The organism is Pseudomonas sp. TH07 (genome assembly GCF_016651285.1).
In the GTDB taxonomy this organism is placed as follows: domain Bacteria; phylum Pseudomonadota; class Gammaproteobacteria; order Pseudomonadales; family Pseudomonadaceae; genus Aquipseudomonas.
In genome coordinates, this window is sequence record NZ_JAEKED010000001.1 from 7,113,828 (window position 1) to 7,137,564 (window position 23,737).

The window sequence follows — 23,737 nt, forward strand, 5'->3', positions numbered from 1 at the left end:
CCTCTGGTTTATCGGGGGTTTTCTTTTGCTTGCAATTTACCGGTGACAACCGCTTAAACCACGGTTTGTGGCGGGTGTTCAGGTGTAAGATGGCGCGCCATTCAACTTCAGGGATTTTTTGCAATGTTTGCCAGGTGCAGGGACGCAGCGCGCCGCCTTTTCGGCGTTTTATCAACCGTGGCACGCCTGTTGTTCGGGCTGACCCTGTGGCTGGCGCAAAGCCTTCTTGGCCAATGGCGCCCGCCCTATTGGCTGCGCAAACTGATCCCTGCACTGGGACGAGGCCTGACCGCCATCGGGCGCAAGGTCCAGGCCTACCCACGGCAATTTGCTGCCGGCATCGCGACCCTCGCCGTGCTGAGTGCCGGCGGCCTGTATGGCTGGCACTGGTACTCCAACCTGCCGCAACCGCACACCGTGCATTACAGCGTGCAGGGCCCCAGCCTGACCGACTACACCCGGCAGCCGCTGCTGATCGACACCCTGCGTATCCGCTTCAATGAATCGGTGGCGCCCCTTGAAGCCATCAATCAACCCGTGACCGAAGGCATCACCCTGAGCCCGGCAGTCGCCGGCAGCTGGCGCTGGGTCGAGGACCGCACCCTGCAATTCACCCCGGACCAGGACTGGCCGATCGACGCCAAATACAGCGTCGAGCTGGCCAAGAAAAAGCTGCTGGCCGATGGCGTGCTGTTGAGCCAGTACAGCAACACATTTTCCACTCCCGCATTCAGCGCCACCCTGGTTCAGAACGAGCTGTATCAGGACCCGGTCGACGCCAGCCTGAAACAGCAGGTCGCCACCTTCAGGTTCACCCACCCGGTGGATGAAGAGAGCGTGCGCAAACGAATCAAGTTCTCCCTCGGCACCGGCCTGCAATACCGCGACCCAAAAGCCGCGAATCAGCCCGAGATCAGCTTCGACACCTTCAAGCTGCAGGCCTATATCCGCTCTGCGGCGTTGGCCACACCACTGGAAACCAACCAGATCAGCCTGACCCTCGGCGAAGGGGTCAAGTCTCAACTGGGCGGCAACGCCACCCCTTCCTCGCAAACCCGCCTGGTGACGGTGCCCGGTCGCTATCGGCTGACCTTCAGCAACAGCGAAATCAACTTCGCCGACAATGATCGCGGCGAACCCGAGCCGGTGCTGATGTTCACCAGCTCCAGCGCCGTGGCCGACGAGGCGATTGCCGGCAAGGTCCAGGCCTGGCTGCTGCCGGAAAAACCCCAGGACGACCTCGCCCCCTGGAACGCCAAGGACATCGACGAAGCCCTGCTGGCCCGCTCGCAACCGATCAAGCTCAGCCATGTACCCAGTGTCGAGCCGCTCAATACCGAGCACGCCTTCAAGTTCAAGGCACCCGCGGGGCGCACCCTCTATGTGCAAATCCCGGCGCGGATCGAGGCGATTGGCGGCTACCTGGCGAAAAACCCTACAACCTCATTGCTGAGCATGCCGGCCTACCCGCGCACCCTGCGTTTTCTGTCCGACGGTGCCCTGCTCAGCCTCACCGGTGAAAAACGCGTAGGTTTCATGGCCCGTGGCGTACCCGGCGCCCACGTGGAGATCGCCCGCGTCCTGCCCAACCAGCTGCAACACCTGGTCGACCAGAGCAGCGGCAGCTTTGCCCGCCCCAACTTTGCCAATGACTATTTCGACCGCATGGTCGAGCGCCAGTCCCTGGACATCCCGCTGTCCGCCAGCGATCCGTCCAAGACCCAATACGACAACGTCGACCTTGGCAGCTACCTCAGCGCCAACGGCGGTCGCCGCGGGATCTTCGTGCTCAAGCTCAGCGCCCAGGACCAACCGAGCCAGCGCACCTTCGACGGTTACTCGCAAAGCGCGACCAATGACCTGCGTTTTATCGTGGTCACGGACCTTGGCATCATCGCCAAGCGCTCCAGCGACGGCAGCCATGACCTGTACGTGCAATCCATCGGCAGCGGCCTGCCGGTGGCCGAGGCCCAGGTCGAGATCATCGGACGCAACGGTTTGCCGGTCAGCAGTGGCAAGACCGACGCCCAGGGTCACGCGCACTTCGCCAAGCTCGACGAGCTGCGACGCGAGAAAACCCCGCTGATGTATGTGGTGACCCGCGGCAACGATCAGTCATTCCTGCCGATCGCCCGCCAGTCGCAACAGTTGGATCTGTCGCGCTTCGACGTCGGCGGCCTGCAGGAAGACGGCACCAGCAACCGCCTGAGCGCCTACCTGTTCAGCGACCGGGGCCTGTACCGCCCGGGCGAGACCGCACACCTGGGCATGATCGTGCGCAGTGGCGACTGGAAAGGTGCCTTGCAGGGCCTGCCGGTCGAACTGCTGATCACCGACCCACGGGGCCTGACGGTGGTGCGCGAGCCCCTGAAGCTGTCCTCCAGCGGTTTTGAAAGCTACGACTTTGCCAGCAGCGACGTGGCGCCGGCCGGCGATTACACCGCGACCCTGCAACTGATTGGCGACAAACAACTGCGTACCCACCTGGGCAGCGTCAATTTCAAGGTCCGCGACTTCGAGCCGGACCGCCTGAAGGTCAGCCTGAGCCTGCACGACACCCCGGTCGCCGGTTGGATCGCGCCGGATCAGGTTGAGGCCAAGGTCACGGCGCTGCACCTGTTCGGCGCGCCGGCCGCAGGGCGGCGGATCACCGCCAACCTGTCGCTGAACCCGGCACTGGCGGGGTTCGAGCGTTACCCCGAGTACCGCTTCCGCCTCAACGACTCGCTGACTGAAGCCAGCAGCGAAGACCTGGCGGAAACCACCGCCGACGACAATGGCCAGGCCGTGCTCGACCTGGACCTCAAGCGTTTTGCCAACAGCACCTACCGCCTGCAGGTCCTGACCCAGGTGTACGAGGCCGAGGGTGGGCGCAATGTGGCGGCGCAAAGTTCGTTGCTGGTGTCTTCGGCGCCCTACCTGATCGGGGTGAAGAGCCAGGACTCGCTGTCCTACGTGGCCAAGGGTACGGCGCGCCAGGTGCAATGGCTGGCTGTCGGGCCGGACCTGAGCCCGCGTGCGGTTGAAGGCCTGGTCAGCCAGGTGATCGAGCACCGCTACGTGTCGGTGCTGGTCAAGCAGGCCAATGGCACCTACAAGTACGAGTCACGCCTCAAGGACACGGCTCAACCCGCCTCGCCGCTGACGCTCACCGAGCAGGGCGCGACCCAGGTGCTGGACACCCAGACGCCGGGCGACTTCACCCTGCAACTCAAGGATGCCAACGGCAACCTGCTGAACCAGATCGACTACAGCGTCGCTGGCAAAGGCAACACTTCGCGTTCCCTGGAACGCAACGCCGAACTGCAACTGCGCCTCGACAAACGCAGCTACGCCAGCGGCGACGAAATCGCCATCAGCATTCGCGCGCCCTACACCGGCGCCGGGCTGATCACCATCGAGCGCGACAAGGTCTACAGCCAGCAGTGGTTCAAGGCCGACAGCACCAACAGCGTGCAGCACATTCGGGTGCCCAAGGGCCTAGAGGGCAACGCCTACGTCAACGTGCAGTTCGTGCGTGACATCGGCTCGTCCGAGGTCTACATGAGCCCGCTGTCCTATGGTGTGGTGCCCTTCAGCATCAACCTCGACGCGCGCCGCATGCCGCTGAAAGTCGAAGGGCCGGCGCAGATCGAACCGGGGCAAGTGCTGGATATCAAGGTCAGCAACGACCGGCCGACCCGCGCGGTGATCTATGCGGTCGATGAAGGCATCCTGCAGGTTGCGCGCTACAAGACGCCTGACCCGCTGGGCTTCTTCTTCCAGAAACGTGCCCTGGAAGTCGGCACCAGCCAGATCCTCGACCTGATCCTGCCGGAGTTCAGCCGCCTGCTCAGTGGCGCAGCCCCGGGTGGCGACACCGAGGGCGCCCTGGCGTCGCACCTCAACCCGTTCAAGCGCAAGCACCAGCCGCCTGTGGCCTGGTGGTCGGGGGTGGTGGACCTGCCGGCGGGCGAAAGCGTGCTGCACTACCAACTGCCGGACAACTTCAACGGCAAGCTGCATCTGTTTGCCGTGGCGGTGGACGCCAACAGCGTCGGCGTCAGTGAAGGCGCGAGCGAGGTGCGCGGCCCGCTGGTGATCACGCCGAACGTGCCGGCCTTTGTCGCCCCAGGGGATATTTTCACGGTCAGCGCCGGGGTCTTCAGCAACCTGGAAGTCGATACCGCCGTGAAGTTCGAGCTGCAAACCAGCGCCGGGCTGCAGGTCGAAGGCGAACCCGGGAGCACACTGCAACTGCAACCGCGCAAGGAAGGCGTGGCGCAGTTCCGGATCAAGGTCCTGGAAAACCTCGGCTCCGCCGACCTGCGCTTTATCGCGGTCTTGCCCGACGGCAAACGAATCCAGGTCGCGGAAACCACCTCGGTCCGCCCCTTGAGCGAACACCGGGTGGCCCTGACCCTCGGCCGCTTTGAAGGCGCCAGCCAGGAACTGCTGCCGACCCGCAATCTGTTCAGCGAGTTGCGCAATGTCCAGGTGGGTGTTGCCGCGTCGCCACTGGTATGGGCCGACGGCCTGAAACACTACCTGGACGACTACGCCTACGCCTGCACCGAGCAACTGGTGTCCAAAGCCATGCCGGCGCTGATCTGGCGCGATGCGCAAGCGAGCGTGCCATCCACACAGGGCTTCGACGGCCTGCTGCGGGTACTGCGCCAACGGCAGAACCAGGCCGGCGGCTTCGGCTTGTGGGCGGCCAACCCACAGGTCACGCCCTATGCCAGCCTGTACGCCACCGACTTCCTGATCGAAGCCCGCGAACGCGGCCTGGCCGTGCCCGGCGACCTGCTGGAGCGGGCCAATGCCTACCTGACCGAGATCGCCAATGGTCCGAGCGAAGGCCTGCAGGAATTGCGCAACCGCGCCTACGCCAGCTACCTGCTGAGCCGCCAGGGGATCCTGGTCAGCGGTGCCCTGAGCGATATCCGCGAGCGTTACGAAACCTATCACCGCGATACCTGGCAGAACGACCTGGGCGCGGCCTACCTGGCGGCCAGCTATAAGCTCCTGAAACAGGATCGCCTGGCCGATCGGCTGTTCCGCAAGCTTCCCTGGCGCACCCTGAACGACCGCTGGGATAGCGACGGTTTGTATTACGACCCCCTGGTGCACGATGCCGAACACCTGCACCTGCTGAGCAAACACTTCCCCGACCTGGTGGACGATGTGCCGCTCGAGTTGCTGGATAAACTCGGCAAGCGTCTCAACGAGCAGCGCTACAACTCACTGTCGGCCGCCCTGCTGTTGCGGGCGCTGGACAACTACGGGCAGCGCGCCGAGAGCGGCATGCACCTCAAGGCCAGCGCCTGGCTCAACGACAAGTCCCAGCAATTGCTGAACATGATCGGCCAGCCACCGCGCAGTGCGGTGCCGGCGGCCACTGAAAAGCTGCTCCTGGAGAAGTCCTCCGGTCCTGCCGCGTTCTACATGCTCAGCGAAGCCGGTTTCGATCGCGGCGCCAACACCCAGCCCCTGAGCAATGGCCTGGAAGTGATCCATGACTACCTCGACCTCAAGGGCCAGCCGGTGACCCAGGTCAGCGTGGGCGATGAGTTCCTGGTGCGCCTGCGCCTGCGGGCCACCGAACATGACCAGGTGCAGCAAGTGGCCGTGGTCGACCTGTTGCCAGGTGGCGTCGAGCCGGTCTATCGCCTGCCGCCGCAGCCCAAGCAGCGCGACGAGGAGGATGAAGACCAGGAGCAATCGTCCGGCGATGACGACGAGGAATCCTGGCAAGCGCCGGTCGGTGAGAGCGAGTTGAGCAACTGGCAGCCGGAGTACATTGATGTGCGCGATGACCGTGTGGTGTTCTACGGCACCGTGCTGCGCGACGCCGCGACCTTTGTCTACCGCGTGCGCGCCACCAACGCCGGGACCTTCAACACGCCGCCGGCGTATGCCGAAGGGCTCTACCAGACCACCCTGCAAGGACGTGGCAAGGTAGGCCAGCTTGAAATCGTCAAACCTTGAGCCCCAGCCCCAACGCAGGCCCCTTGGACAGCGCTTGAGACCGCTGTTCAAGGGCCTGCTGTTGGGGGCAATCGGCTTGGGGCTGCTGCGGCTGTGGCCCCATGCGCCGCTGCAACAGGCGGCGCCTTCGTCGCGAGTGGTGCTGGCCGAGGATGGCACACTGCTGCGCATGACCCTTGCCAGCGATGGTCAATACCGTCTGTGGTTGCCTCTGGAGCGCATCTCGCCGTCACTGGTGCAGGCCCTGCTGCTCAAGGAGGACCGCAATTTCTACTACCACCCCGGGGTCAACCCGCCGGCGCTGTTGCGCGCTGCGCTGGCCACCTACAGCGGCGGGCTGCGCCAGGGCGGTTCGACCCTGAGCATGCAGCTGGCGCGCAGGCTGTATGACCTCAACACCCGACAGGTTCCCGGCAAGCTGCAACAGATGGTGCTGGCCCTGTGGCTGGAGGCGCGCTACAGCAAGCACGACATCCTCGAGGCCTACCTGAACCTGGCGCCCATGGGCGGCAATATCGAAGGCGCCGAAGCGGCCAGCCGTGTCTACTTCGCCAGGCCGGCAGCCCAGCTCTCGCTGTCGCAAGCCCTGGCCCTGGCGGTGATTCCGCAACAACCCAACCGCCGCGCGGCCTTCACCGCCGACCTGCAACAGGCCCGGCTGCGCCTGATGGCTGCCTGGCGCGAGGCCTATCCGGATGACCCACGCAATCAAAGCCTGCTGGAATTGCCCCTGGAAGCCCGCAGCCGCCAGCAATTACCGTTTCTTGCGCCGCACCTGAGCGAACAACTGCTGGCCGCCCACGCCGGCAGCGAGCTGCAAAGTACCCTCAACCTGCCTCTGCAACGCCTGCTGGAGCGCCTGATCCAGGGTTATATCGGCGAAAAACACGACCTCGGCGTGGACAATGCGGCCGCCATCCTGCTCGATACCCGCGACCAGAGCGTCAAGGCCCTGGTCGGTTCGGCCGACTATTTCTCGCTGCCGATTCAGGGCCAGGTCAACGGCGTGCTGGCGCGACGCTCGCCGGGCTCGACCCTCAAGCCGTTTCTCTATGGGCTGGCGATCGACCAGGGGCTGATCCACCCCATGAGCATCCTCAGGGACATGCCGAGCAACTTCGGTTACTTCCAGCCGGAGAACTTCGATGGCAGTTTCATCGGCCCGCTGAACGCGCAGGAGGCGTTGATCCGCAGTCGCAACATTCCGGCGGTATGGCTCGCCAGCCAGCTGAAAACCCCGACCCTCTACGACCTGCTGCAACGCTCCGGCGTCAAGAGGCTGCGCGCGCCAGGGCATTACGGCCTGGCCCTGGCCCTGGGCGGCGGCGAGATGAGCATGGAGGAACTGGCCCGGCTGTACCTGATGCTGGCCGGTGACGGCCACCTGCGACCGCTGCGCTACCTGAGCCAGCAGCCGACCGGCAGCGGCGAGCAACTGCTCAGCCCGCAAGCGAGCTTTATGGTGCGCGACATGCTGCGCCACAACCCGCGTCCGGATGGGCTGCCGGCCGACAGCCGCGGCCGGCATTGGCGCACTGCGTGGAAGACCGGCACCTCCTGGGGGTTTCATGACGCCTGGAGCGCCGGACTGGTAGGGCCTTATGTGCTGGTGGTGTGGGTCGGCAATTTCGACGGCCGGCCCAACCCGCAGTTCATTGGGGCCAAGACCGCGGGGCCGCTGTTTTTCAGGATCGCCGACGCCCTGCCGCTGGCCCTGCCCACGGTCGCCGAGCGCGCCGACAAACCGCCGTCCGGGCTGACGCGGATCCAGGTGTGCAGCGCCTCGGGCGAACTGCCCAACCGCTGGTGCCCACAAACCCGCAAGACCTGGTACATCCCCGGCGTGTCACCGATCCGGGTGTCTAACCTGCATCGCCCAGTGCTGATCGACACCCGCACCGGCAAGGCCGCCTGCCCGCCGTTTGACCCGCAGTACACCCGCGAGGAGGTCTTCGAATTCTGGCCCAGCGATGTGCGCCGGCTATACCGAGCCGCGGGGTTGCCAAGGCGCGCAGTGCCCAATGTGCTCAAGGCCTGCCAGCCCGAGCGCAATGCCGATCAGAGCGAGGCGCCACAAATACGCTCGCCGCTGACCCAGGTGACCTACAACCTGCGCCTGTCGCGGCCGGAAGAAAACATCCAGCTGAGCGCCAATGCCGCCAGTGACGCACGCCGGTTGTACTGGTTCGCCGACCAGACCCTGATCGGCCAGGGCCCACCCCAGGTCGGCCTCACCTGGCGACCAAAAAGGTCCGCCAGCTATCAACTGCGAGTCACCGATGACCAGGGCCGCAGCGCCAGCCGCACCTTGAACGTAGAGTTCCAACCCTGACCCAGCCTGTAGCCGCTGCCGAGCTTGACGAGGCTGCACTGCCCCTATCAGGCACTGGATTACATCAGGGAAAACTGCGCCGTCTAAAAGGGCCAGCGTCCGAACGCGGCCCGAGCCTGGCGGCAGCGGCTACAGCGGCCCGAACCCGCGCTATCCCAGGCACACCCAGGCGAAGGTCATGCCGCAGAACAGCATCGGCAGGAGATCAAGAAAAACATTCATTCGGGCACGTTCCCTGTTGGCGAGTGCCAGCAATGTAGTCGCTGAATATGACAATTGTCTGTCGCGCCGCCGCTCGCCACTGCGCCCTGCCCAGCCCCAAAACAGAAAAGCCCTGCTGGCATGAACCGGCAGGGCTTTTCGTGGCGAGTCGGGCTGAATGATCAGCCCGCCAGCATCAGGTCATCTGGATGATGGTCTGCATGATGGTGCTCTGGGTGGAGATGGTCTTGGCGTTCGCCTGGTAGTTGCTCTGCGCCTTGATCAGCTCGACCAGTTCGTTGGTCAGGTTGACGTTGGACTCTTCCAGGGAGTTGGACACCACAGAACCCAGGGTACCGGTCTGTGGCGCATCGTAGCCCGGGATGCCCGACGCGAAGGTTTCTTTCCAGCTGGTGCCGCCTACCGGCTGCAGGCCCTGCTCGTTGGTGAAGCTGGCCAGGGAAATCTGACCGATCGGCTTGGTCTGGTTGTTGCTGAAGTTGGCCAGCAACACACCGCTGCCGTCGATGGTCAGGTTGGTGATCTGGCCAGTGGCGTAGCCGTCCTGGGCCGGGATCGAGCGGGCGGTATCGGCGTTGAACTGGGTGGTATTGGCCAGGGAGACCGATACCGTGCCACCAGAGCTGGCGCCATTGGATTTCCATACACCATTGGTCACGGTGCCTGGAACCCAACCAGTCAACTTCAGGTCGTTGCTGATGATGGGTTTAGTCGCGTCAGCCGGGTTAGGTGTACTGACCTGCACCAACTTGCCGGATGTATCAAAAGTAATGGTCGAAGCGACCGGATCGGTGGTACTGCCATCCTTGGTTGGCAAGCTGCCGTCCAGGTTGCGGCCGTCGATCAGGGTGTAGGTCTTCCAGGTGTTGGCGCCCGTCTTGACCATGTACTGGTCCATGCGGTGCTCGTTGCCCTGGGTATCGAAAATCGGCGTGCTGAACTGTTTGGTGAAGGTTGCCGACAGTGTCGGGTCAAACTTGTTACCCACGATCGTGTCGTCGATAGGATCGGACGTCGAGTTCAGGTTGATGGTCGAAGACACCGAAGTGGTCGCCTTGGGCGCCAGGTTCGAAGTGTCGATCCGTAGGTCGGTCAACACACCATTGATGATCTTGCCATTGGCGTCCACACCGTAACCCTGCAGGCGAGCGGTGCCGTCGGAGTTGGTGACGTAGCCTTCCTTGTCGGTCTTGAAGGTACCGGCACGGGTATAGGTCAACGAACCGTTGTTGCTCAGGACAAAGAAGCCCTGGCCCTGGATCCCCATGTCCAGCACGTTGCCGGTGTTGTTCACGTCACCCTGGTTGAACTGCTGGGAAACGTTGGCCAGGCGCACGCCGTTGCCAATCACTTTGCTGCCGCTGCCCAGCTTGGTGGCCGAGTAGACGTCGGCGAATTCCGCGCGCGACGATTTGAAACCGGTGGTTGCGACGTTGGCGATGTTGTTGCCGGTAACGTCCAGCTGCTTGTTGGCTGCATAGAGACCGCTAAGGCCGATATTGAAAGACATATTCCACTCCTTGTGCCGGGTTAGTCGGCTCTATATACCAATGGTTTTGACTTTGGACAGAGCGATCGGGCTGCTCAGTCCGGCGAGGTTCAACATCAACTCACCGCCAGTCTGGCTGATGGTGACGCTATTGACCGTCGCAGGCAGGTAGGTGACCAGAGCGACCGCGGTGTTATCGATCGTGGTGCTGGCTTTGAAGGTGTAGTTGCCCGGGTCGGCCTTGGTGCCGTCGGTCTTGGTGCCGTCCCAGGTGAAGCTCGAGGTGCCCGCAACCTGGCTGCCCAGGTCGATGGTTTTCACCGCTTTGCCGTCTTTGTCGGTGATGGTCACGGTCACGCCCGCGACGCTGCTCGGCACAGTGATCGAACCGGTCATGCTCTTGGTGGTGTCGACCTGGGTAGTGCCGGACTGCACGATCACCGAGCGACCGACCAGGGACGAGGCCTGCAGGGCCTGGCTCGACTTGTAGTTGCCGGAAATCGCGGTGACCGAGTCATTGAGCGTGGTGATGCCTTCCAGGCTGCTGAACTGCGCCAGTTGCGCCACGAACTCGCTGTTGTCCTGCGGGTCCAGGGGGTTCTGGTTTTTCAGCTGGGTCACCAGCAGTTGCAGGAACGCATCCTTGCCCAGGGCTTTTTTACCGGTGGCGCTGTTGGTGGCCGAGGTAATGCCGTCGGCGCTTGAGGTCGCAGTCTTTTTCGACGAGTTCGCGAGAATCTGATTCAGACTCAAGCTGCTGGTGGTGCTGGTGGTGTCGTTAATGCTCATTGGAGAGGCCCCTTATCACTGACCGAGGGTCAGGACCTTCTGCATCATGGTCTTGGCGGTGTTCATCATTTCGGCGTTGGTCTGGAACGAACGGCTCGCGGAAATCATGTCGGCCATTTCTTCAACCACGTTGACGTTGGGGTAGTAGACATAACCCTTGGCGTCAGCGGACGGATGGTTAGGCTCGTAACGCGCTTCGAGGTTGCTCTGGTCTTCGACCACACCCAGCACCTGCACGCCCTGGCCGGTGGAGTCCTGGTTCTGGAACAGCGACTGGCTGCCACCGCTCTGCGCACCCTGGAACATGGTGGCGAACACCGGGTGGCGGGCACGGTAGGTCTGGTCGATGCTCGACGACACGGTCTCGGCGTTGGCGATGTTACTGGCGACGGTGTTCAAGCGAGTGGTCTGGGCACTCATGCCGCTACCGGCGATATTGAAAACACTGGCGAGGGACATGGATTACTCTCCGCGCAGGGCCGAAATCAGCCCTTTGAATTTGCTGTTGAGCAGCGTGAAGCTGGCCTGGAAGTTGACCGAGTTCTCGGCGTAGTTCGACTGTTCCAGTTGGGCGTCCACGGTGTTCTGGTCGATGGAAGGCTGCATCGGCGTGCGGTACAGCAGCGACTCGTCGCCGTTACCCATGCCTTCAGCTTCGATATGACGGCTGTTGGTCATGTTCAAGGCAAAGGTGCCGTTCTTGGTCTTCTCGTTCTGCTCGGCGAGCACGGCGGAGAAATCCAGATCCCGAGCCTTGTAGTTCGGGGTGTCGGCGTTCGCGATGTTGTTGGCCAGAACTTCGGCGCGCTTGGCGCGAAAGCCCAGAGCCTGTTCATGGATACCGAGCGCTTTATCGAAGCTGATGCTCATGTCGGGAAACCTTTGGGTGACCTGATTTTTCGTAATCTGGATATAGCAAGCCCCGTGCCAAGTGCAAAAGCCCCGTAAATCAAGGCTTAGCCGGTAGCGGCAAGGCGGCAATGCCAGAAAAGCGGCAATGGATTTCCGCGATGCGCCAGCAAAGCGGCAACCTCACTGCCGCTTTTACGCCGCGACCCGGCAACGACCAGGCACAAAAAAGGAGGCCCAAGGGCCTCCTTTTATCGACTCGCTCTCCACCCGGCCTACTTCGCCTGGTAGATGATCCCCGGGCTGCACTGAACCATCTGGAAATGATCAGGCAGGCCGTTGAGCGCCTCGGATGCGCCAAGAAACAGGTAACCGCCCGGCTTCAAGGTGCTGTGAATGCGCATCAGGATGTCCTTCTTCACCTCAGCGGAGAAGTAGATCAACACGTTGCGGCAGAACACGATGTCGAACTTGCCGAGGCTCGCGTAGCTGTCCAGCAGATTGAACGAGCGGAATTCCACCCGACTCTTGATCGGCGCCTTGATCGCCCAGCGCCCCGGCCCTTTCGGGTCGAAGTAGCGTTGCAGGCGCTCGGCAGACAGGCCGCGGCCAATGGCCAGGCTGTCGTATTCGCCGGTCTTGCAGTTGTTGAGCATGGTGCCGGACAAATCGGTGGCAACGATCTGCACACCCATCTTCAGGTGGCCCATGTTGGTCCGTTCGAACTCGTCGATCGACATCGACAACGAGTAGGGTTCCTGGCCCGACGAGCAGGCGGCCGACCAGATGCGCAAGCGCTGGTTCGGACTGGCCTTGATCGCTTCGGGAAGGACCTTGTTCTTCAGGACCTCAAAGGGATAGGTATCGCGAAACCATAAGGTTTCGTTAGTGGTCATGGCATCCACCACCTGCTCGCGCAAACCGCTGCGCGGCTGGGTCTGAATACGCTGCACCAGCTCACCCAGGGATTTGATGCCCTGCTGTTCCATCAGTTTGTTGAGACGGCTCGATACCAGATATTGCTTGTTCTCACCCAGCAAGATCCCACAGGCTTTTTCCAGGAAGACCCGGAACTGTTCGAAATCCAAATTACCCGTAGACAATGATGCCGCCTCTTAAATCGTATGACCGCCAGGAGCCGATGCCCCTAGCTGTTGTCTGCTGCTTTGATCCGGTCGACTACCCGGGATGCCAGGTCATCAGGACGGAATTTGGCAAGAAAGTCATCGGCACCGACCTTCTTCACCATCGCCTGATTGAATACACCTGACAACGAAGTATGCAGGATGATATGCAGCTTTTGCATGCGCGGATCGTTGCGTATCTCGGCCGTGAGGGTGTAACCGTCCATCTCCGGCATCTCGATGTCGGAAATCATCATCAGAAATTCTTCTTCCGGCTTCTTGCCCTCGTCCACCAGCTTGCGCAGGTAATCCAGGGCCTGGCGGCCGTCGTTCAGCGCGACCACTTCCACGCCAACCGTCTGCAGGCAGCGCGTCACCTGCTTGCGCGCCACCGACGAATCGTCGACGGTCAGTACCCGCAGGGAAATCGCCTTGTGCTGGGTTTCGACGTCCACCACACCGACTGAAATCACTTCCGAGGTCGGCGCCACTTCCGCCAGCACCTTCTCGACATCGATGATTTCGACCAACTGATTGTCAACCCGGGTCACGGCCGTCAGGTAGTGATCGCGACCGGTGCCCTTGGGTGGCGGATGGATCTCCTCCCAGTTCATGTTGACGATACGTTCCACCGACCGCACCAGAAATCCCTGGGTCTTGGTGTTGTACTCAGTGATGATCACAAACGGGTTGCTCAGGTCTTTCAAACCACCCGAACCGGTGGCCATTGCCAGATCCAGGATCGGGATGGTCGCCCCGCGAATACTTGCGACACCGCACACGACAGGACTGGATTTAGGCATCAAGGTCAGTTTCGGGCACTGCAACACCTCCCGAACCTTGAACACGTTGATCCCGTAAAGCTGCTGGCCGTCCAGACGGAACAGCAGCAGCTCCAGGCGATTCTGCCCAACCAGTTGCGTGCGCTGGTTAACCGCATCCATTACACCCGCCATGCCCAGACTCCCCAAAGCTTTAAGTTCCGACGCACGCTCATCGCTAAACGGCACGGGGCTTGCTTTTTAACTGTTATGAACGCCAAAACGACATTTTTCCGACGCCTGACATCAAACTACCGCAAATTACTTTGCGCGCTGTCAGTTTTGTCTATTTTCAACCCTGGCGGCCCTGCCCTTGCTGACTCGGTCACCCTGCCTGATCTACTTATCGGCGTCACTCAAGGGTTTCTTGAATTCACCGTAGAAGACTATCTGGCCACCAGTCAAACCGCCGGACGCTATGAAATCACGGTTGCCCAACTCGATCCGCGCATGCGCATGCCCAATTGCGACAAGGAATTGACAGCCACCCTTGAAAGCCCGGCGCAGCCCATTGGCCGTGTCACGGTCAAGGTCCGCTGCGACGGCGCCTCGCCCTGGACCGTGTTCGTGCCGGCCCAGGTCAAACTGTTTCGCGAAGTGGTGACCACAACCCGCCCCCTCAAGCGCGCCGGTATCATTGCGCCGGAGGAGGTCACTTTGCGTGAACGTGACATCAGCCAGATCAACCAGGGTTACCTGACCTCGGTCGACGATGCCATTGGGCAGAAACTTGTCCGACCAATGGTCGCCGATCAAGTCATTACCCAACTGCACCTGGAGCAGGCCGAGGTGGTGCGCAAGGGCGATCAAGTGGTGATATCTGCCCGCAGCGGCACACTGAACGTGCGAATGCCAGGCGAAGCACTGTCCAACGGCGGCATGAACGAGCAGATAAGGGTCAAGAACCTGAACTCGAAACGTGTGATCAAGGCCCGGATTACCGCTCCCGGCCAAGTAGAAGTCGCAATGTAGGAACTGGCGCACAAGCCCGCCCTTCCCTAAACTGTGGTCCATGCGGGCCGCAGCCATGGGCGTTGGTTAATCGACAATAGCGCCTAAAGTTTTCCAGGGTATGGCCGAAAACATGGCAAGCGTCCAAATACCCAGAGGTTTTTTTATCATGGTCATCGATTTCAGCCGTTTAAACAGCTCCCCCTCACTTACCGGCAGTACGCGTACCAGCGCCAACAAAGACATCGGCGACACCGACAAGTCTGCGCCGCTGGCTACCCCGGCTGAACAAGCCAGTACCACCAAAAGCGGGGAATCGGTACACCTCAGCAATGAGGCTCAGCGTTTGCAAAAGGTCACTGACAAGCTGCGCGATCAGCCTGCCGTCGACAAAGCCCGCGTGGCCGAGTTGAAAGCAGCGATTGCCGATGGCAGCTATAAAGTCGACAGCAACCGTGTAGCCAGCAAACTGCTCAATTTCGAAGCCCAGCGCTAGCCAAAGGCCTGCGCCAGGCTTTTGGACGCTTAAAACCCAAGGCCAGCCATGCACGACTCTAATTTACTGCAACTGATCACTGAAGACTTTGCTCCAGCTCAACAATTGCTGGAACTGCTGAAGACCGAATCCCTCGCTCTGTACGGCCGCGATATGCCGCTACTGGAGGATATTCTGGCGCAGAAACATGCGCTGATCATTCTGCTCGAACAGCATGGCCGCAAGCGCAGCGAGATTCTTGCCAGCCTGAACCTACCCGCCAGTCGCGCCGGCCTTGAGCAACTCGCCGAACATTCCTCGATCGGCCCGCAATTGCTTGAGCAAAGCGATGTGCTGACCGAACTGCTCGCCGAGTGCCAGGCGACCAATGAACTCAACGGTCGCTCGATCCAGGTTCAGCAGGCCACCACCGCGAACCAGCTGAAAATCCTCAACGGCGGCGAAAGCCCCGCACTGTATGACGCCCGCGGCTCGACCTCCCTGCTTGCGAAGCCGCGCCCGCTCAGTCAGGCTTGACCCCGGAAAATGTGCGCGCCCTATCAAGCTGCGAAACATGCTGGCAAAATGCTGGCTCTTGCGTGTAGTCGTATTTTGTCTGGAGACTGATGAACCGTGTTCAATGCCCCAAGCGCGGAAGATGCTCCGCAGCCCCCTAAGGTTCTCACCACTCCTCTGGAGATAGCTTCGAACCTGCGGATGCTACAAGAGAGCCATGACCCGCTGATCATCACCTTCCATGAGCGCAGCCAGCGCTTTCAGAGCTATCTGGTCGAAGTCGATCGCGACAGCAACATGATCGCCCTCGATGAAATGATTCCCCGCGACGGTGAACGTTTCATGCTGGCCGGCGAGCCATTTCGCGTCGAAGGCTTCCATGAAGGCGTGCGTATCGCCTGGGAAAGCACCAGTACCCCGACCCTTGATGAGTCCAACAACGGTCGCTGCTACCGTGGCACCCTGCCGGACGAAGTGGTCTATCACCAGCGCCGCAGCGCCTTCCGCGCAGCGCTCAAGCTTTCGCAACTGGTCAACGTCGAACTCGACGGCGAAAAGCTCAAGGAGTCCATCCGCGGCAAGCTGCTGGATATCTCGGCCACCGGTTGCAAACTGCGCTTTGAAGGCGATATCTCCGAGCGTCTGCAACTGGGCCAGGTCTACGAACGTTTTATCGCCGCCCTGCCCTTCGGCAGCATGACTGCTCCCGTCGAGCTGCGGTATCTGCACTATGAAGAGCGCATCGATATCACCTTCGCCGGGGTCCGCTTTCATAATATGAGCGGCCTGGTACAGCGCCAGGTCGAGCGTTTCGTCTATCAGCTGCAACGCGAAGCACGGCGCTTCGATAAAGACGACATGTAAGCCAACGCCAGACATGAAAACGGGCAGCCCCTTGCGGTGACTGCCCGTTTTTTTGCGCCGCCTTCCGGCAACCGCCAGACCCTAAGGCCTGGCGCCACTGAGATGATGCGGCCCCTCATCCTCGGGCTTGACCTCATCCTCAGTCTCGGTTGCCGGCGACTCATCAACCGCTGGCTCGTCGACCACCGGCTCGACGGGGTTCTGCATCTGATCCTGCACCACTTGCTCATCCACCCGCGGGTCAAGAGCCGCCACCAGTGGTGAGCTGGACATGCTGTCCGGCATCGCCACGTGCTGCAGCGGGGCATCATCGACCTGATGCAGATTGGTCACCGCCTTCGGCCGGATCCGCCACACCAGGACCAACGCGAAGAAACTGAAGAACGCGTAGAGCATCTGGCTGCCGAAGAGCTTCATCAGCACGCCCGCCACCAACGGCCCGATGCTCGCGCCCACACCGTAGGTCACCAGCAGCATGGCGGTCAGCGACACACGGCGATCGCCTTCGACATGGTCATTGGAAAAAGCCACCGCCAACGGATACAGGCAGAACTGCACCAGCGAACACAGGAAACCCAAGGCAAACAGCACCTCCAGCGGCACACTCGGAAAGATCGCCAGGGGCAGCGCCGCCACCGCCAGAAACATCGCAAAGCAGCGAATCAGCATCGCCCGGTCATAACGATCCGAGAGCCAGCCCAACGGCCACTGCACCAGCAGGCCGGCAAAAATGCAGCAGCCCATGAACAGACCAACCTGCTCGGTGCTCAACCCCTGCTGAGAGGCGTACAGCGGCGCCAGGCCGTAGAACGAGCCAACAATCAGCCCCGCCCCCAGCACCGTACTCAGAGATTGCGGCACGCGTTTGATAAAGAAGCGTGGCTCCATCGGCGCCGGGTGCAGTGGCGCCGGGTGAATGCGACGGGTCATGGCCACCGGTACCAGGCACAGAGCGAAGCACAGGGCTACCAGCATCAGCAGTTCCAGGCCAAGGGCCGGGTGCATGACCAGAATCAGTTGCCCCAGGACCAGCCCCAGGTACGAAGCGATCATATAGCCGCTGAACACCAGTCCACGCTGCTTGGCCTCGGCCTGCTCGTTCAGCCAGCTCTCGATGACCATGTACTGGCACATCATGCCCAGGCCGACGATCACCCGCAGCACCAGCCAGGCCGGCAGCCAGTCCACCAGGCCATGGCCGAGAACGGCAGCCCCGACGATACCGGCACAGGTGGCGTAGGCGCGGATGTGCCCGACCCGGGCAATCAGCCGATGGCCGATCTTGCCGCCCAGGACCAGGCCGAAGTAGTTGGCCGCCATCAAGGCACCGACCCACAAGCCATCGACATGGTCGGCGGCCAGGCGCAATGCCAGATAAGTGCTGAGCAAGCCCGAGCCGATAAGCATCATCAGCGAGGCGAAATAAAGCGCTCGAAAGGATTTCCAGATTTGGCGCATCGGCGTTCCGAGCGGCTCCTTGAATTGAGTGTCGGGCCGTCTTCACGACAGCCCGACGGCGACGGTTCAGTTAGGCCTGGGCCGCTAAAACACGCCGTTCCCAGGGAGTAATTTCATCAAAGAAGCTGGTCAACTCCATGGTCTTCGAAGCGATGTAGCCTTCGATGAACTCTTTGCCGAACAGTTCCTTGGCCAATGGACTACGTTTCAGACGTTCAAGGGCCGCATGCAAGGTACAAGGCAGTGACAAACTGTCCGGCACTTCGAATTCACCCTGGATCGCGGCTTGCGGTTCCAGCTCATTTTCGATGCCGTGCAGGCCGGCTGCCAGGCTGGCGGCGATGGCCAGATAAGGGTTGGCATCCGCCCCCGGCAGGCGGTTTTCCACCCGGCGCGCCACCGGCGAACTGGCCGGAATACGCAAGCCTGCGGCGCGGTTGTCATGGGACCAGCACGCATTGTTCGGCGATGCGTAAGGATGGCACAGGCGCTGATAAGAATTGACGTTGGGCGCGAACAACGCGGTGAAATCCGCCATGCCGGCCTGCTGTCCGCCGATAAAGTGACGGAAGGTCGCCGTCGGCTGCCCCGCGTCGTCGCTGAACACGTTTCGCCCACTGCCGATCTCGACGATGCTCTGGTGAATATGCATCGAACTGCCCGGGGTATGGGCCAATGGCTTGGCCATGCACACCACGGTCAGGCCATGCTTGAGCGCCACTTCCTTGAGCAGGTGTTTGAACAGGAATGTCTGGTCGGCCAGCAGCAGGGGATCGCCGTGCAGCAGGTTGATCTCGAACTGGCTGACGCCCATTTCATGCATAAAGGTATCGCGGGGCAGGCCCAGCGCCGCCATGCACGCATACACCTCGCTGAAAAACGGACGCAGGCCATTGTTGGAACTGACACTGAACGCCGAATGCCCGTCCTCGCGACGCCCGTCCAGACCTACGGGCGGCTGGAATGGCTGAGTCGGATCGGTGTTGGGCGCGAACACAAAAAACTCAAGTTCGGTGGCCACCACCGGCGCCAGGCCATGGGCCGCATACCGGGCGATCATCGCCTTGAGCTGGCCGCGAGTGGACAGACGCGAGCTTTCGCCCGTCAATTCATCCGCATCGCAGATCGCCAGGGCACGTGGCTGCTGGCTCCAGGGCAGGCGATGGATCTGTTGCGGATCGGCCACGAGCGCCAGGTCGCCGTCGTCGCTGCCGTAAAAGCGCGCGGGCGGGTATCCGCCCATGATGCATTGCAGCAGCACGCCCCGTGCCATCTGCAACCGCCGCCCTTCGAGAAAACCTTCTGCGGTCATTACCTTGCCGCGGGGCACTCCATTGAGGTCCGGAGTGACACATTCAATCTCATCAATGCCCGTCAATCGCTGTGCGAGTGAACGATGGCCATCGGTTGTCATGACTCAATCCTTGTTGTTGTACGAGCCGAGAACGGCGACCCGTACAAAATAGGCTTCGGCTGTTCGGAATATCAAGCAGCCGTGAGCAAAAAACCACAAAGCCCGGCACACCTCACCCACGGCACCCGCTGCCGGCCGTCCATCAAGGCAGATAAAGACTGAACACACCGCCGCCCAAAGGCCCGCCGTTGCTGATCCGGGTACGACCACGGATGCCGTTGCGCTGATGCAACTCGGCAATCCTGCCAGCGAAGTACAGGCCCAGGCCGGTGCTGCCGCTGCTGTGGTTGATGCCCTGCACGTAATCATCCTGGCGCTCGATCATCTGCGGCGGGTAACCGTCGCCGTCATCATTGATGGTCAGCACCGTCTGCCCGGCTTCGTCGTGCACGCTGATCAGCAGCGCATGACGTGCGTAGCGGATGGCATTGTTGATGCTGTTGGCCAGCACCGAGGCGATCAGCTCGCGGTCGAAAAAGCCCAGCGGGCTCAATGGATCAACGTCATAGCTCGCGGCAATGCCACGGCTCTTGAACACGTCCTGATGGCTGGCCAACTGGGCTTCGATAAAGTCATCCAGCTCGTGGTAGTCGGGCCGCAATGGCAACTGGTTGGCGCCGAGTTTGTACAGCCCCAGCAGCTGCACCAGCATGCCGTTGAGGTGGGCGAACTCGAAATCGATCACCCCCTGCTCCGAGCTGTTGCGCTCAGGCTCGGGCAGGCGTGCCAGCCACTGGGCCTGGGCCTGCATCAGCAAGGTCAGGGAGTTTTTCATGTCGTGTACGGTGGAGGCGATCACCGTGGAAAAATCCAGCCCCTGTTCACTCTCGTTCATTCGCCAAACGCCTTGCTTCGCAGCTTCTGGTAACGGGGATAGCGCGGGTCGCTGTCGGGCATCAAGCCCACCATCTTCAAGCTCGCCCGGCACTCTTCGAGCAATGCCGGATCGGCGCTGGCATCGGCGCCGTGCAACAACGACTGCGCCATGTTCAGCGCGATACTGATGTTCTTCGGCTGCATCGCCAGCGCCCGGCGGAACAGCTCGCGCGCCTCGCCCAGGGTGCCGGCCTTATAGCTGCGCACACCTTGGCGATTGAGATCGGCCGCAGCGTTGGAGGTGTTGAGAATAGTCGGGTCGTCGGTGAGCTTGGCAATGCCCTGCATCACCTTCGGATCATCACCGTAGATCTCCGCGCAGTTTTTCAACATCGATGCGCCGGCGCTCGCCTGGCCGAGCATCTGCAACTGCTTGGCCACTAGCAGCGCGGCCTCCGGACTCATGAACTGCTCCATGCCATCCAGCCGCAGCATGGCTTGCTCGGTGAGTTTTTCCGCGGTTTCCGCATCGTTGAGCAACAGGCTGGTGGCCTTCATCAGCCGTGCGCGAATCTGCAAGCCCGGGTCGGTGGGGTTTTCCTTGGCCACCGCACTCAGGGTGGTGTTGATTTCCAGTCGGGTCCGGGTATCCAGGCCTTTTTCGCTGCCCTTGCTGATCAGGGCGTGGGCCAGGCCGAGGTTGCTCTCCGGGTCCTTGAACCGCGACTGCGCACCTTGGGACACCGCCTGGCGATAGGCCTTGGAGGCGGTCTCGAAGTCTTCGTTGCCCATCGCCAGCTTGCCCAGCAACGCCTGGCGACGCACCGCCAGCGGCGACAGCCGCACCGCCTCTTCCAGCACATGCTGCGCGCGCTTGGCATCGCCTTCGACCACCAGCACGTCGGCCAGGCCGTCATAGAGCGCAGGCATCATCGGAAACTGCTTCAGGGCCTTCTCGTAGACATCCTTGGCCTGCCCCACCTGGCCACGCTTGAACAGCAAGCGGCCCAGGCCGACATAGGCCCAAGGCAACGGACGGTCCGCCAGAATCGTGTTGTACAAACGCTCCAGCGCTTCGTTCTGATTCATATCGCGCAACGCATCGGCCCGATAACGCAGGCACAGCGGCGAATAACGCGGGTCCTGCTTGCACAGGGCAATGCAGGCATTGAGCACTTCCACCGGCTTGCCGCGATCCAGGGCCTCCAGGATCGGCTTCAGCAGATTCTTGCGCTGCTGCAGGCGCTCCAGGCGCTGGGCCAGGCCGGAACGGTTGAACGGCTTGGTCAGGTACGCATCGGGCTCGTGCTCCAGGGCACTGAGAACCATGGCCTGGCTGCTCTCGGCAGTCACCATCAGGAACACGCTTTCATGGCTGATCAGCTTGTCGGTCATCAAGTCTTCGAGCACTTGCTGGCCGTTCTTCTTGCCGTCACCCAGGTGGTAGTCCTGCAGGATGAAATCGTAGCGCTTCTGCGCACACATACGCAGGGCCTGCTCGCCGGTGTCCGCTGTGTCCACGTCCTTGACGCCCAGCTCACGCAACATCGAACGCACCGAACTGCGGAAATCGGAGAAATCATCGACGATCAAAAAGCTTTTTTGGTGGTACGCCAGCATCGAAGATTCCAGGCAATTAAGAAGATGAACCCATTGGCCACTGCAAGGACAAGCCCGGCCCATTTCGGCGCGCAGATAATAACGGGTAGCGATGAGCCATCAACCGCTTTTACGGTTTATCTGTGATTGCCCGCACATGCACAGAGCGCTTGCAGGCGCCGGCGCAGCCCGAGAAAACCACTGTCCAACGAGTTATCGGCCAAGAGCGCCGTTCCCTTATAGGGAGGCGGCAGGCAATACGCATTTTTTAGAGCCAAATCTGCAAGGTACAAACGTGCCCCCATCGGCCGAAGCCGGCGGTTGCACAAAGATGCTCGCCATCGGGCCAGGCTGCTGGTAAATAGTCGTCCCATTGCTCGGGAAGGACCCATGATGCGCGCCCTGATTTTTATCCTGTCGGCGCTGGCAGGCAGCAACGCCCTTGCCGGCTACGACCTGCACATTACCCGTAAGGCTTTCTGGGCCGATGAGACGGGCCCCGCCATCAGCGCTGCGGAGTGGACGGCCTACGTGGCTGCGGACGCTCAAGTGCAGCGAGATCCAGACAACAGCGAAAATGACTTTATCGTCCTGATCGGCGCAGAGCGCTTCCCCCTCTGGTTTGACCTGGAACGCGGGGAAGCCTACACAAAGAGCCCGTCAGACCAGGCCATCACCAAGCTGATCGACATCGCCCAGCGCCTCGACGCCCAAGTCCAGGGCGATGACGGCGAACCCTATCCACCCCACGATTAAGACGCCCCGATGTCAGCCGAGCAATCCATACCCCTTTCCGAATACCTGGTATTCCTGTCCTACCTGTCTGCCCCGGCGCTGCTGCTGGGGTGGGTATTGCAGGGCTTTTTATTCGCCAAACGCCACGCGCTTGCCTGGAGGTCGGCCCACCGAATACTTATCGGCTACGCACTGACCCTGATAATCAGCCTGCCCCTGACCCTGTTGCTGACATTGCTCGGCGGAGCCCTGGAGCCCGCCTGCTGCAAACGCCTGCTCAGCGCACTGCTGGCTCCAACCGGCTTCGGCCCACTGGTTTTGACTCCAGCCAGCTTGGTGGTGGTTGCGCTGGTAACCCCGCTCACCACCTGGTGTACGTTATTAGGGCACAAAGCCGTCAACCGGCCCGCCACCGACTACTGAGCCTATCGATCTCCCGCTGATAGACATGAGCGGGCACACTCAAAGACATCGACAAATCTTTAAATGAACTTCGATCACATTCTATTTATTGCAAGCACCGACTGCTTTGGCGAGAAACTGTTCGCCGAACGATCCACCGCGGACTTGGTAGAGATAAAGAGAATCACCCGAGAACAAACCCTGACGCTAATGGGCGACAACTCGGACTACTACTATGACTCGGACTTTTCACAAGAAAGAATAAACAAGACAAAAAACGCCTTACTTCAACGACTGTCGGCACTCAATAATGGCCACTCCATACTCGGTAAATTCAGCGAACTCGACTCAATCAGCAACAAGCAGATTTCAACCAAACGCCTCCATCCGCTCAGGCTTATAAAGGACATCTGTTCACAACTGTACTGGCTGAACACCAACGACTTCCAGGTTGAAATCTGCGACGCGCTGCTTGAAGCGGCCATCCAGGCCCAGAGCCTGGGCTTGCCTCTGGACGCGGAAACCTATCCAGGCTGGGATGAAGTCGATGCTGCGTGGGAACAAGCCTCGTCCGATTGGGATTGCTACATAAAGAGCATCATGCGCGACGTGCCTGACGGGCTGTGTGCAGTATTTAATGACCTGTATAACTCCCCCTTGTCTTTGCGCCATCTCTATAGCTGGAAAAAAGGATTACCAAGAGTGCAGTTCTTGACGTTAATGCGGGCCATTGAAGATGAAGCTTTTATGCAAATGAACAAGACCAACCCGGATTACGCATTGCTGGTGAGGGCCGCCATGCAGCAGTTTCATGAGTAACTCTTTTATATCGTCACAAGTACTTATAAAAGACAGATCTTGTTGTTCACACCGAGTGCTGAGGGACTTAACCGCAGATCTTATGCCAAGAC

Annotated in this window: 19 protein-coding genes; 9 read left to right on the forward strand and 10 right to left on the reverse strand. The window is 61.1% G+C overall.

Annotation, left to right across the window (positions count from 1 at the left end; genetic code table 11):
• Positions 1-123: 123 nt before the first annotated feature.
• The gene (locus JFU57_RS32385) at positions 124-5,970 is read left to right on the forward strand and encodes an alpha-2-macroglobulin (RefSeq protein WP_201131994.1); all 5,847 of its coding nucleotides are present in this window, start codon (positions 124-126) and stop codon (positions 5,968-5,970) included.
• Positions 5,971-6,004: 34 nt separating this feature from the next.
• The gene (gene pbpC, locus JFU57_RS32390) at positions 6,005-8,302 is read left to right on the forward strand and encodes a penicillin-binding protein 1C (protein WP_201131995.1); all 2,298 of its coding nucleotides are present in this window, start codon (positions 6,005-6,007) and stop codon (positions 8,300-8,302) included.
• A gap of 397 nt (positions 8,303-8,699) precedes the next feature.
• Here pbpC and flgE read toward each other — a convergent pair whose 3' ends face one another.
• The 6 genes from flgE to JFU57_RS32420 all read right to left on the reverse strand — a co-directional run bounded on the left by flgE (position 8,700) and on the right by JFU57_RS32420 (position 13,731).
• Positions 8,700-10,034 carry a flagellar hook protein FlgE gene (gene flgE / locus JFU57_RS32395; RefSeq protein ID WP_078470833.1) on the reverse strand — a complete coding sequence of 445 codons (1,335 nt, stop codon included), beginning with the start codon at positions 10,032-10,034 and terminating at the stop codon, positions 8,700-8,702.
• 30 nt (positions 10,035-10,064) lie between these two features.
• Positions 10,065-10,802, reverse strand: a complete 738-nt coding sequence (gene flgD / locus JFU57_RS32400) for a flagellar hook assembly protein FlgD (protein WP_201131996.1) — start codon at positions 10,800-10,802, stop codon at positions 10,065-10,067.
• Between the two features lie 15 nt (positions 10,803-10,817).
• Positions 10,818-11,261: a flagellar basal body rod protein FlgC gene (flgC, locus tag JFU57_RS32405; protein WP_020295654.1), complete on the reverse strand. Its 444-nt coding sequence runs from the start codon at positions 11,259-11,261 to the stop codon at positions 10,818-10,820.
• 3 nt (positions 11,262-11,264) lie between these two features.
• A complete protein-coding gene (gene flgB, locus JFU57_RS32410; RefSeq protein WP_020295655.1) occupies positions 11,265-11,672 on the reverse strand; it encodes a flagellar basal body rod protein FlgB in 408 nt (135 codons plus the stop codon).
• Positions 11,673-11,926: 254 nt separating this feature from the next.
• A complete protein-coding gene (gene cheR, locus JFU57_RS32415) occupies positions 11,927-12,754 on the reverse strand; it encodes a protein-glutamate O-methyltransferase CheR (RefSeq protein ID WP_078470835.1) in 828 nt (275 codons plus the stop codon).
• Between the two features lie 44 nt (positions 12,755-12,798).
• On the reverse strand, positions 12,799-13,731 hold the full coding sequence (locus JFU57_RS32420; protein ID WP_020295657.1) for a chemotaxis protein CheV: 933 nt from the start codon (positions 13,729-13,731) through the stop codon (positions 12,799-12,801).
• A 75-nt stretch (positions 13,732-13,806) separates the two neighbouring features.
• On the opposite strand from JFU57_RS32420, the gene flgA reads away from it, so the two are divergent.
• The 4 genes from flgA (at position 13,807) to JFU57_RS32440 (ending at position 16,402) form a co-directional block, all read left to right on the forward strand.
• Complete coding sequence (gene flgA / locus JFU57_RS32425) at positions 13,807-14,568, forward strand: flagellar basal body P-ring formation chaperone FlgA (protein ID WP_201131997.1); 762 nt, start codon at positions 13,807-13,809, stop codon at positions 14,566-14,568.
• Between the two features lie 148 nt (positions 14,569-14,716).
• Positions 14,717-15,043 carry a flagellar biosynthesis anti-sigma factor FlgM gene (gene flgM / locus JFU57_RS32430; RefSeq protein ID WP_078470837.1) on the forward strand — a complete coding sequence of 109 codons (327 nt, stop codon included), beginning with the start codon at positions 14,717-14,719 and terminating at the stop codon, positions 15,041-15,043.
• A gap of 48 nt (positions 15,044-15,091) precedes the next feature.
• Positions 15,092-15,559: a flagella synthesis protein FlgN gene (locus JFU57_RS32435; protein WP_020295660.1), complete on the forward strand. Its 468-nt coding sequence runs from the start codon at positions 15,092-15,094 to the stop codon at positions 15,557-15,559.
• Between the two features lie 96 nt (positions 15,560-15,655).
• A complete protein-coding gene (locus tag JFU57_RS32440) occupies positions 15,656-16,402 on the forward strand; it encodes a flagellar brake protein (protein WP_043228721.1) in 747 nt (248 codons plus the stop codon).
• 81 nt (positions 16,403-16,483) lie between these two features.
• Here JFU57_RS32440 and JFU57_RS32445 read toward each other — a convergent pair whose 3' ends face one another.
• The 4 genes from JFU57_RS32445 to JFU57_RS32460 form a co-directional block, all read right to left on the reverse strand.
• Entirely contained in the window at positions 16,484-17,860 is a 1,377-nt protein-coding gene (locus tag JFU57_RS32445; RefSeq protein ID WP_201131998.1) for an MFS transporter, read from the reverse strand.
• A 70-nt stretch (positions 17,861-17,930) separates the two neighbouring features.
• On the reverse strand, positions 17,931-19,172 hold the full coding sequence (locus JFU57_RS32450) for a glutamine synthetase family protein (RefSeq protein WP_201131999.1): 1,242 nt from the start codon (positions 19,170-19,172) through the stop codon (positions 17,931-17,933).
• 244 nt (positions 19,173-19,416) lie between these two features.
• On the reverse strand, positions 19,417-20,109 hold the full coding sequence (locus tag JFU57_RS32455) for a sensor histidine kinase (RefSeq protein WP_078470840.1): 693 nt from the start codon (positions 20,107-20,109) through the stop codon (positions 19,417-19,419).
• Positions 20,106-21,710: a tetratricopeptide repeat-containing response regulator gene (locus JFU57_RS32460; protein ID WP_078470841.1), complete on the reverse strand. Its 1,605-nt coding sequence runs from the start codon at positions 21,708-21,710 to the stop codon at positions 20,106-20,108. Before JFU57_RS32460 ends, JFU57_RS32455 begins: the two co-directional genes overlap by 4 nt.
• A gap of 369 nt (positions 21,711-22,079) precedes the next feature.
• On the opposite strand from JFU57_RS32460, the gene JFU57_RS32465 reads away from it, so the two are divergent.
• The 3 genes from JFU57_RS32465 (at position 22,080) to JFU57_RS32475 (ending at position 23,645) form a co-directional block, all read left to right on the forward strand.
• The gene (locus tag JFU57_RS32465) at positions 22,080-22,445 is read left to right on the forward strand and encodes a hypothetical protein (protein ID WP_201132000.1); all 366 of its coding nucleotides are present in this window, start codon (positions 22,080-22,082) and stop codon (positions 22,443-22,445) included.
• A 9-nt stretch (positions 22,446-22,454) separates the two neighbouring features.
• Complete coding sequence (locus JFU57_RS32470) at positions 22,455-22,847, forward strand: hypothetical protein (protein WP_201132001.1); 393 nt, start codon at positions 22,455-22,457, stop codon at positions 22,845-22,847.
• Between the two features lie 63 nt (positions 22,848-22,910).
• Entirely contained in the window at positions 22,911-23,645 is a 735-nt protein-coding gene (locus JFU57_RS32475; RefSeq protein ID WP_201132002.1) for a hypothetical protein, read from the forward strand.
• Positions 23,646-23,737 lie beyond the last annotated feature (92 nt).

What these genes read in the sequence shown, in the direction of transcription:
- JFU57_RS32385 (WP_201131994.1), top strand. Translation starts at nt 124, where the DNA reads ATGTTTGCCAGGTGCAGGGACGCAGCGCGCCGCCTTTTCGGCGTTTTA.
- flgE (WP_078470833.1), bottom strand. Translation starts at nt 10,034, where the DNA reads ATGTCTTTCAATATCGGCCTTAGCGGTCTCTATGCAGCCAACAAGCAG.
- flgD (WP_201131996.1), bottom strand. Translation starts at nt 10,802, where the DNA reads ATGAGCATTAACGACACCACCAGCACCACCAGCAGCTTGAGTCTGAAT.
- flgC (WP_020295654.1), bottom strand. Translation starts at nt 11,261, where the DNA reads ATGTCCCTCGCCAGTGTTTTCAATATCGCCGGTAGCGGCATGAGTGCC.
- flgB (WP_020295655.1), bottom strand. Translation starts at nt 11,672, where the DNA reads ATGAGCATCAGCTTCGATAAAGCGCTCGGTATCCATGAACAGGCTCTG.
- JFU57_RS32420 (WP_020295657.1), bottom strand. Translation starts at nt 13,731, where the DNA reads ATGGCGGGTGTAATGGATGCGGTTAACCAGCGCACGCAACTGGTTGGG.
- flgA (WP_201131997.1), top strand. Translation starts at nt 13,807, where the DNA reads ATGAACGCCAAAACGACATTTTTCCGACGCCTGACATCAAACTACCGC.
- flgM (WP_078470837.1), top strand. Translation starts at nt 14,717, where the DNA reads ATGGTCATCGATTTCAGCCGTTTAAACAGCTCCCCCTCACTTACCGGC.
- JFU57_RS32435 (WP_020295660.1), top strand. Translation starts at nt 15,092, where the DNA reads ATGCACGACTCTAATTTACTGCAACTGATCACTGAAGACTTTGCTCCA.
- JFU57_RS32445 (WP_201131998.1), bottom strand. Translation starts at nt 17,860, where the DNA reads ATGCGCCAAATCTGGAAATCCTTTCGAGCGCTTTATTTCGCCTCGCTG.
- JFU57_RS32450 (WP_201131999.1), bottom strand. Translation starts at nt 19,172, where the DNA reads ATGACCGCAGAAGGTTTTCTCGAAGGGCGGCGGTTGCAGATGGCACGG.
- JFU57_RS32455 (WP_078470840.1), bottom strand. Translation starts at nt 20,109, where the DNA reads ATGAACGAGAGTGAACAGGGGCTGGATTTTTCCACGGTGATCGCCTCC.
- JFU57_RS32460 (WP_078470841.1), bottom strand. Translation starts at nt 21,710, where the DNA reads ATGCTGGCGTACCACCAAAAAAGCTTTTTGATCGTCGATGATTTCTCC.
- JFU57_RS32465 (WP_201132000.1), top strand. Translation starts at nt 22,080, where the DNA reads ATGATGCGCGCCCTGATTTTTATCCTGTCGGCGCTGGCAGGCAGCAAC.
- JFU57_RS32470 (WP_201132001.1), top strand. Translation starts at nt 22,455, where the DNA reads ATGTCAGCCGAGCAATCCATACCCCTTTCCGAATACCTGGTATTCCTG.
- JFU57_RS32475 (WP_201132002.1), top strand. Translation starts at nt 22,911, where the DNA reads ATGAACTTCGATCACATTCTATTTATTGCAAGCACCGACTGCTTTGGC.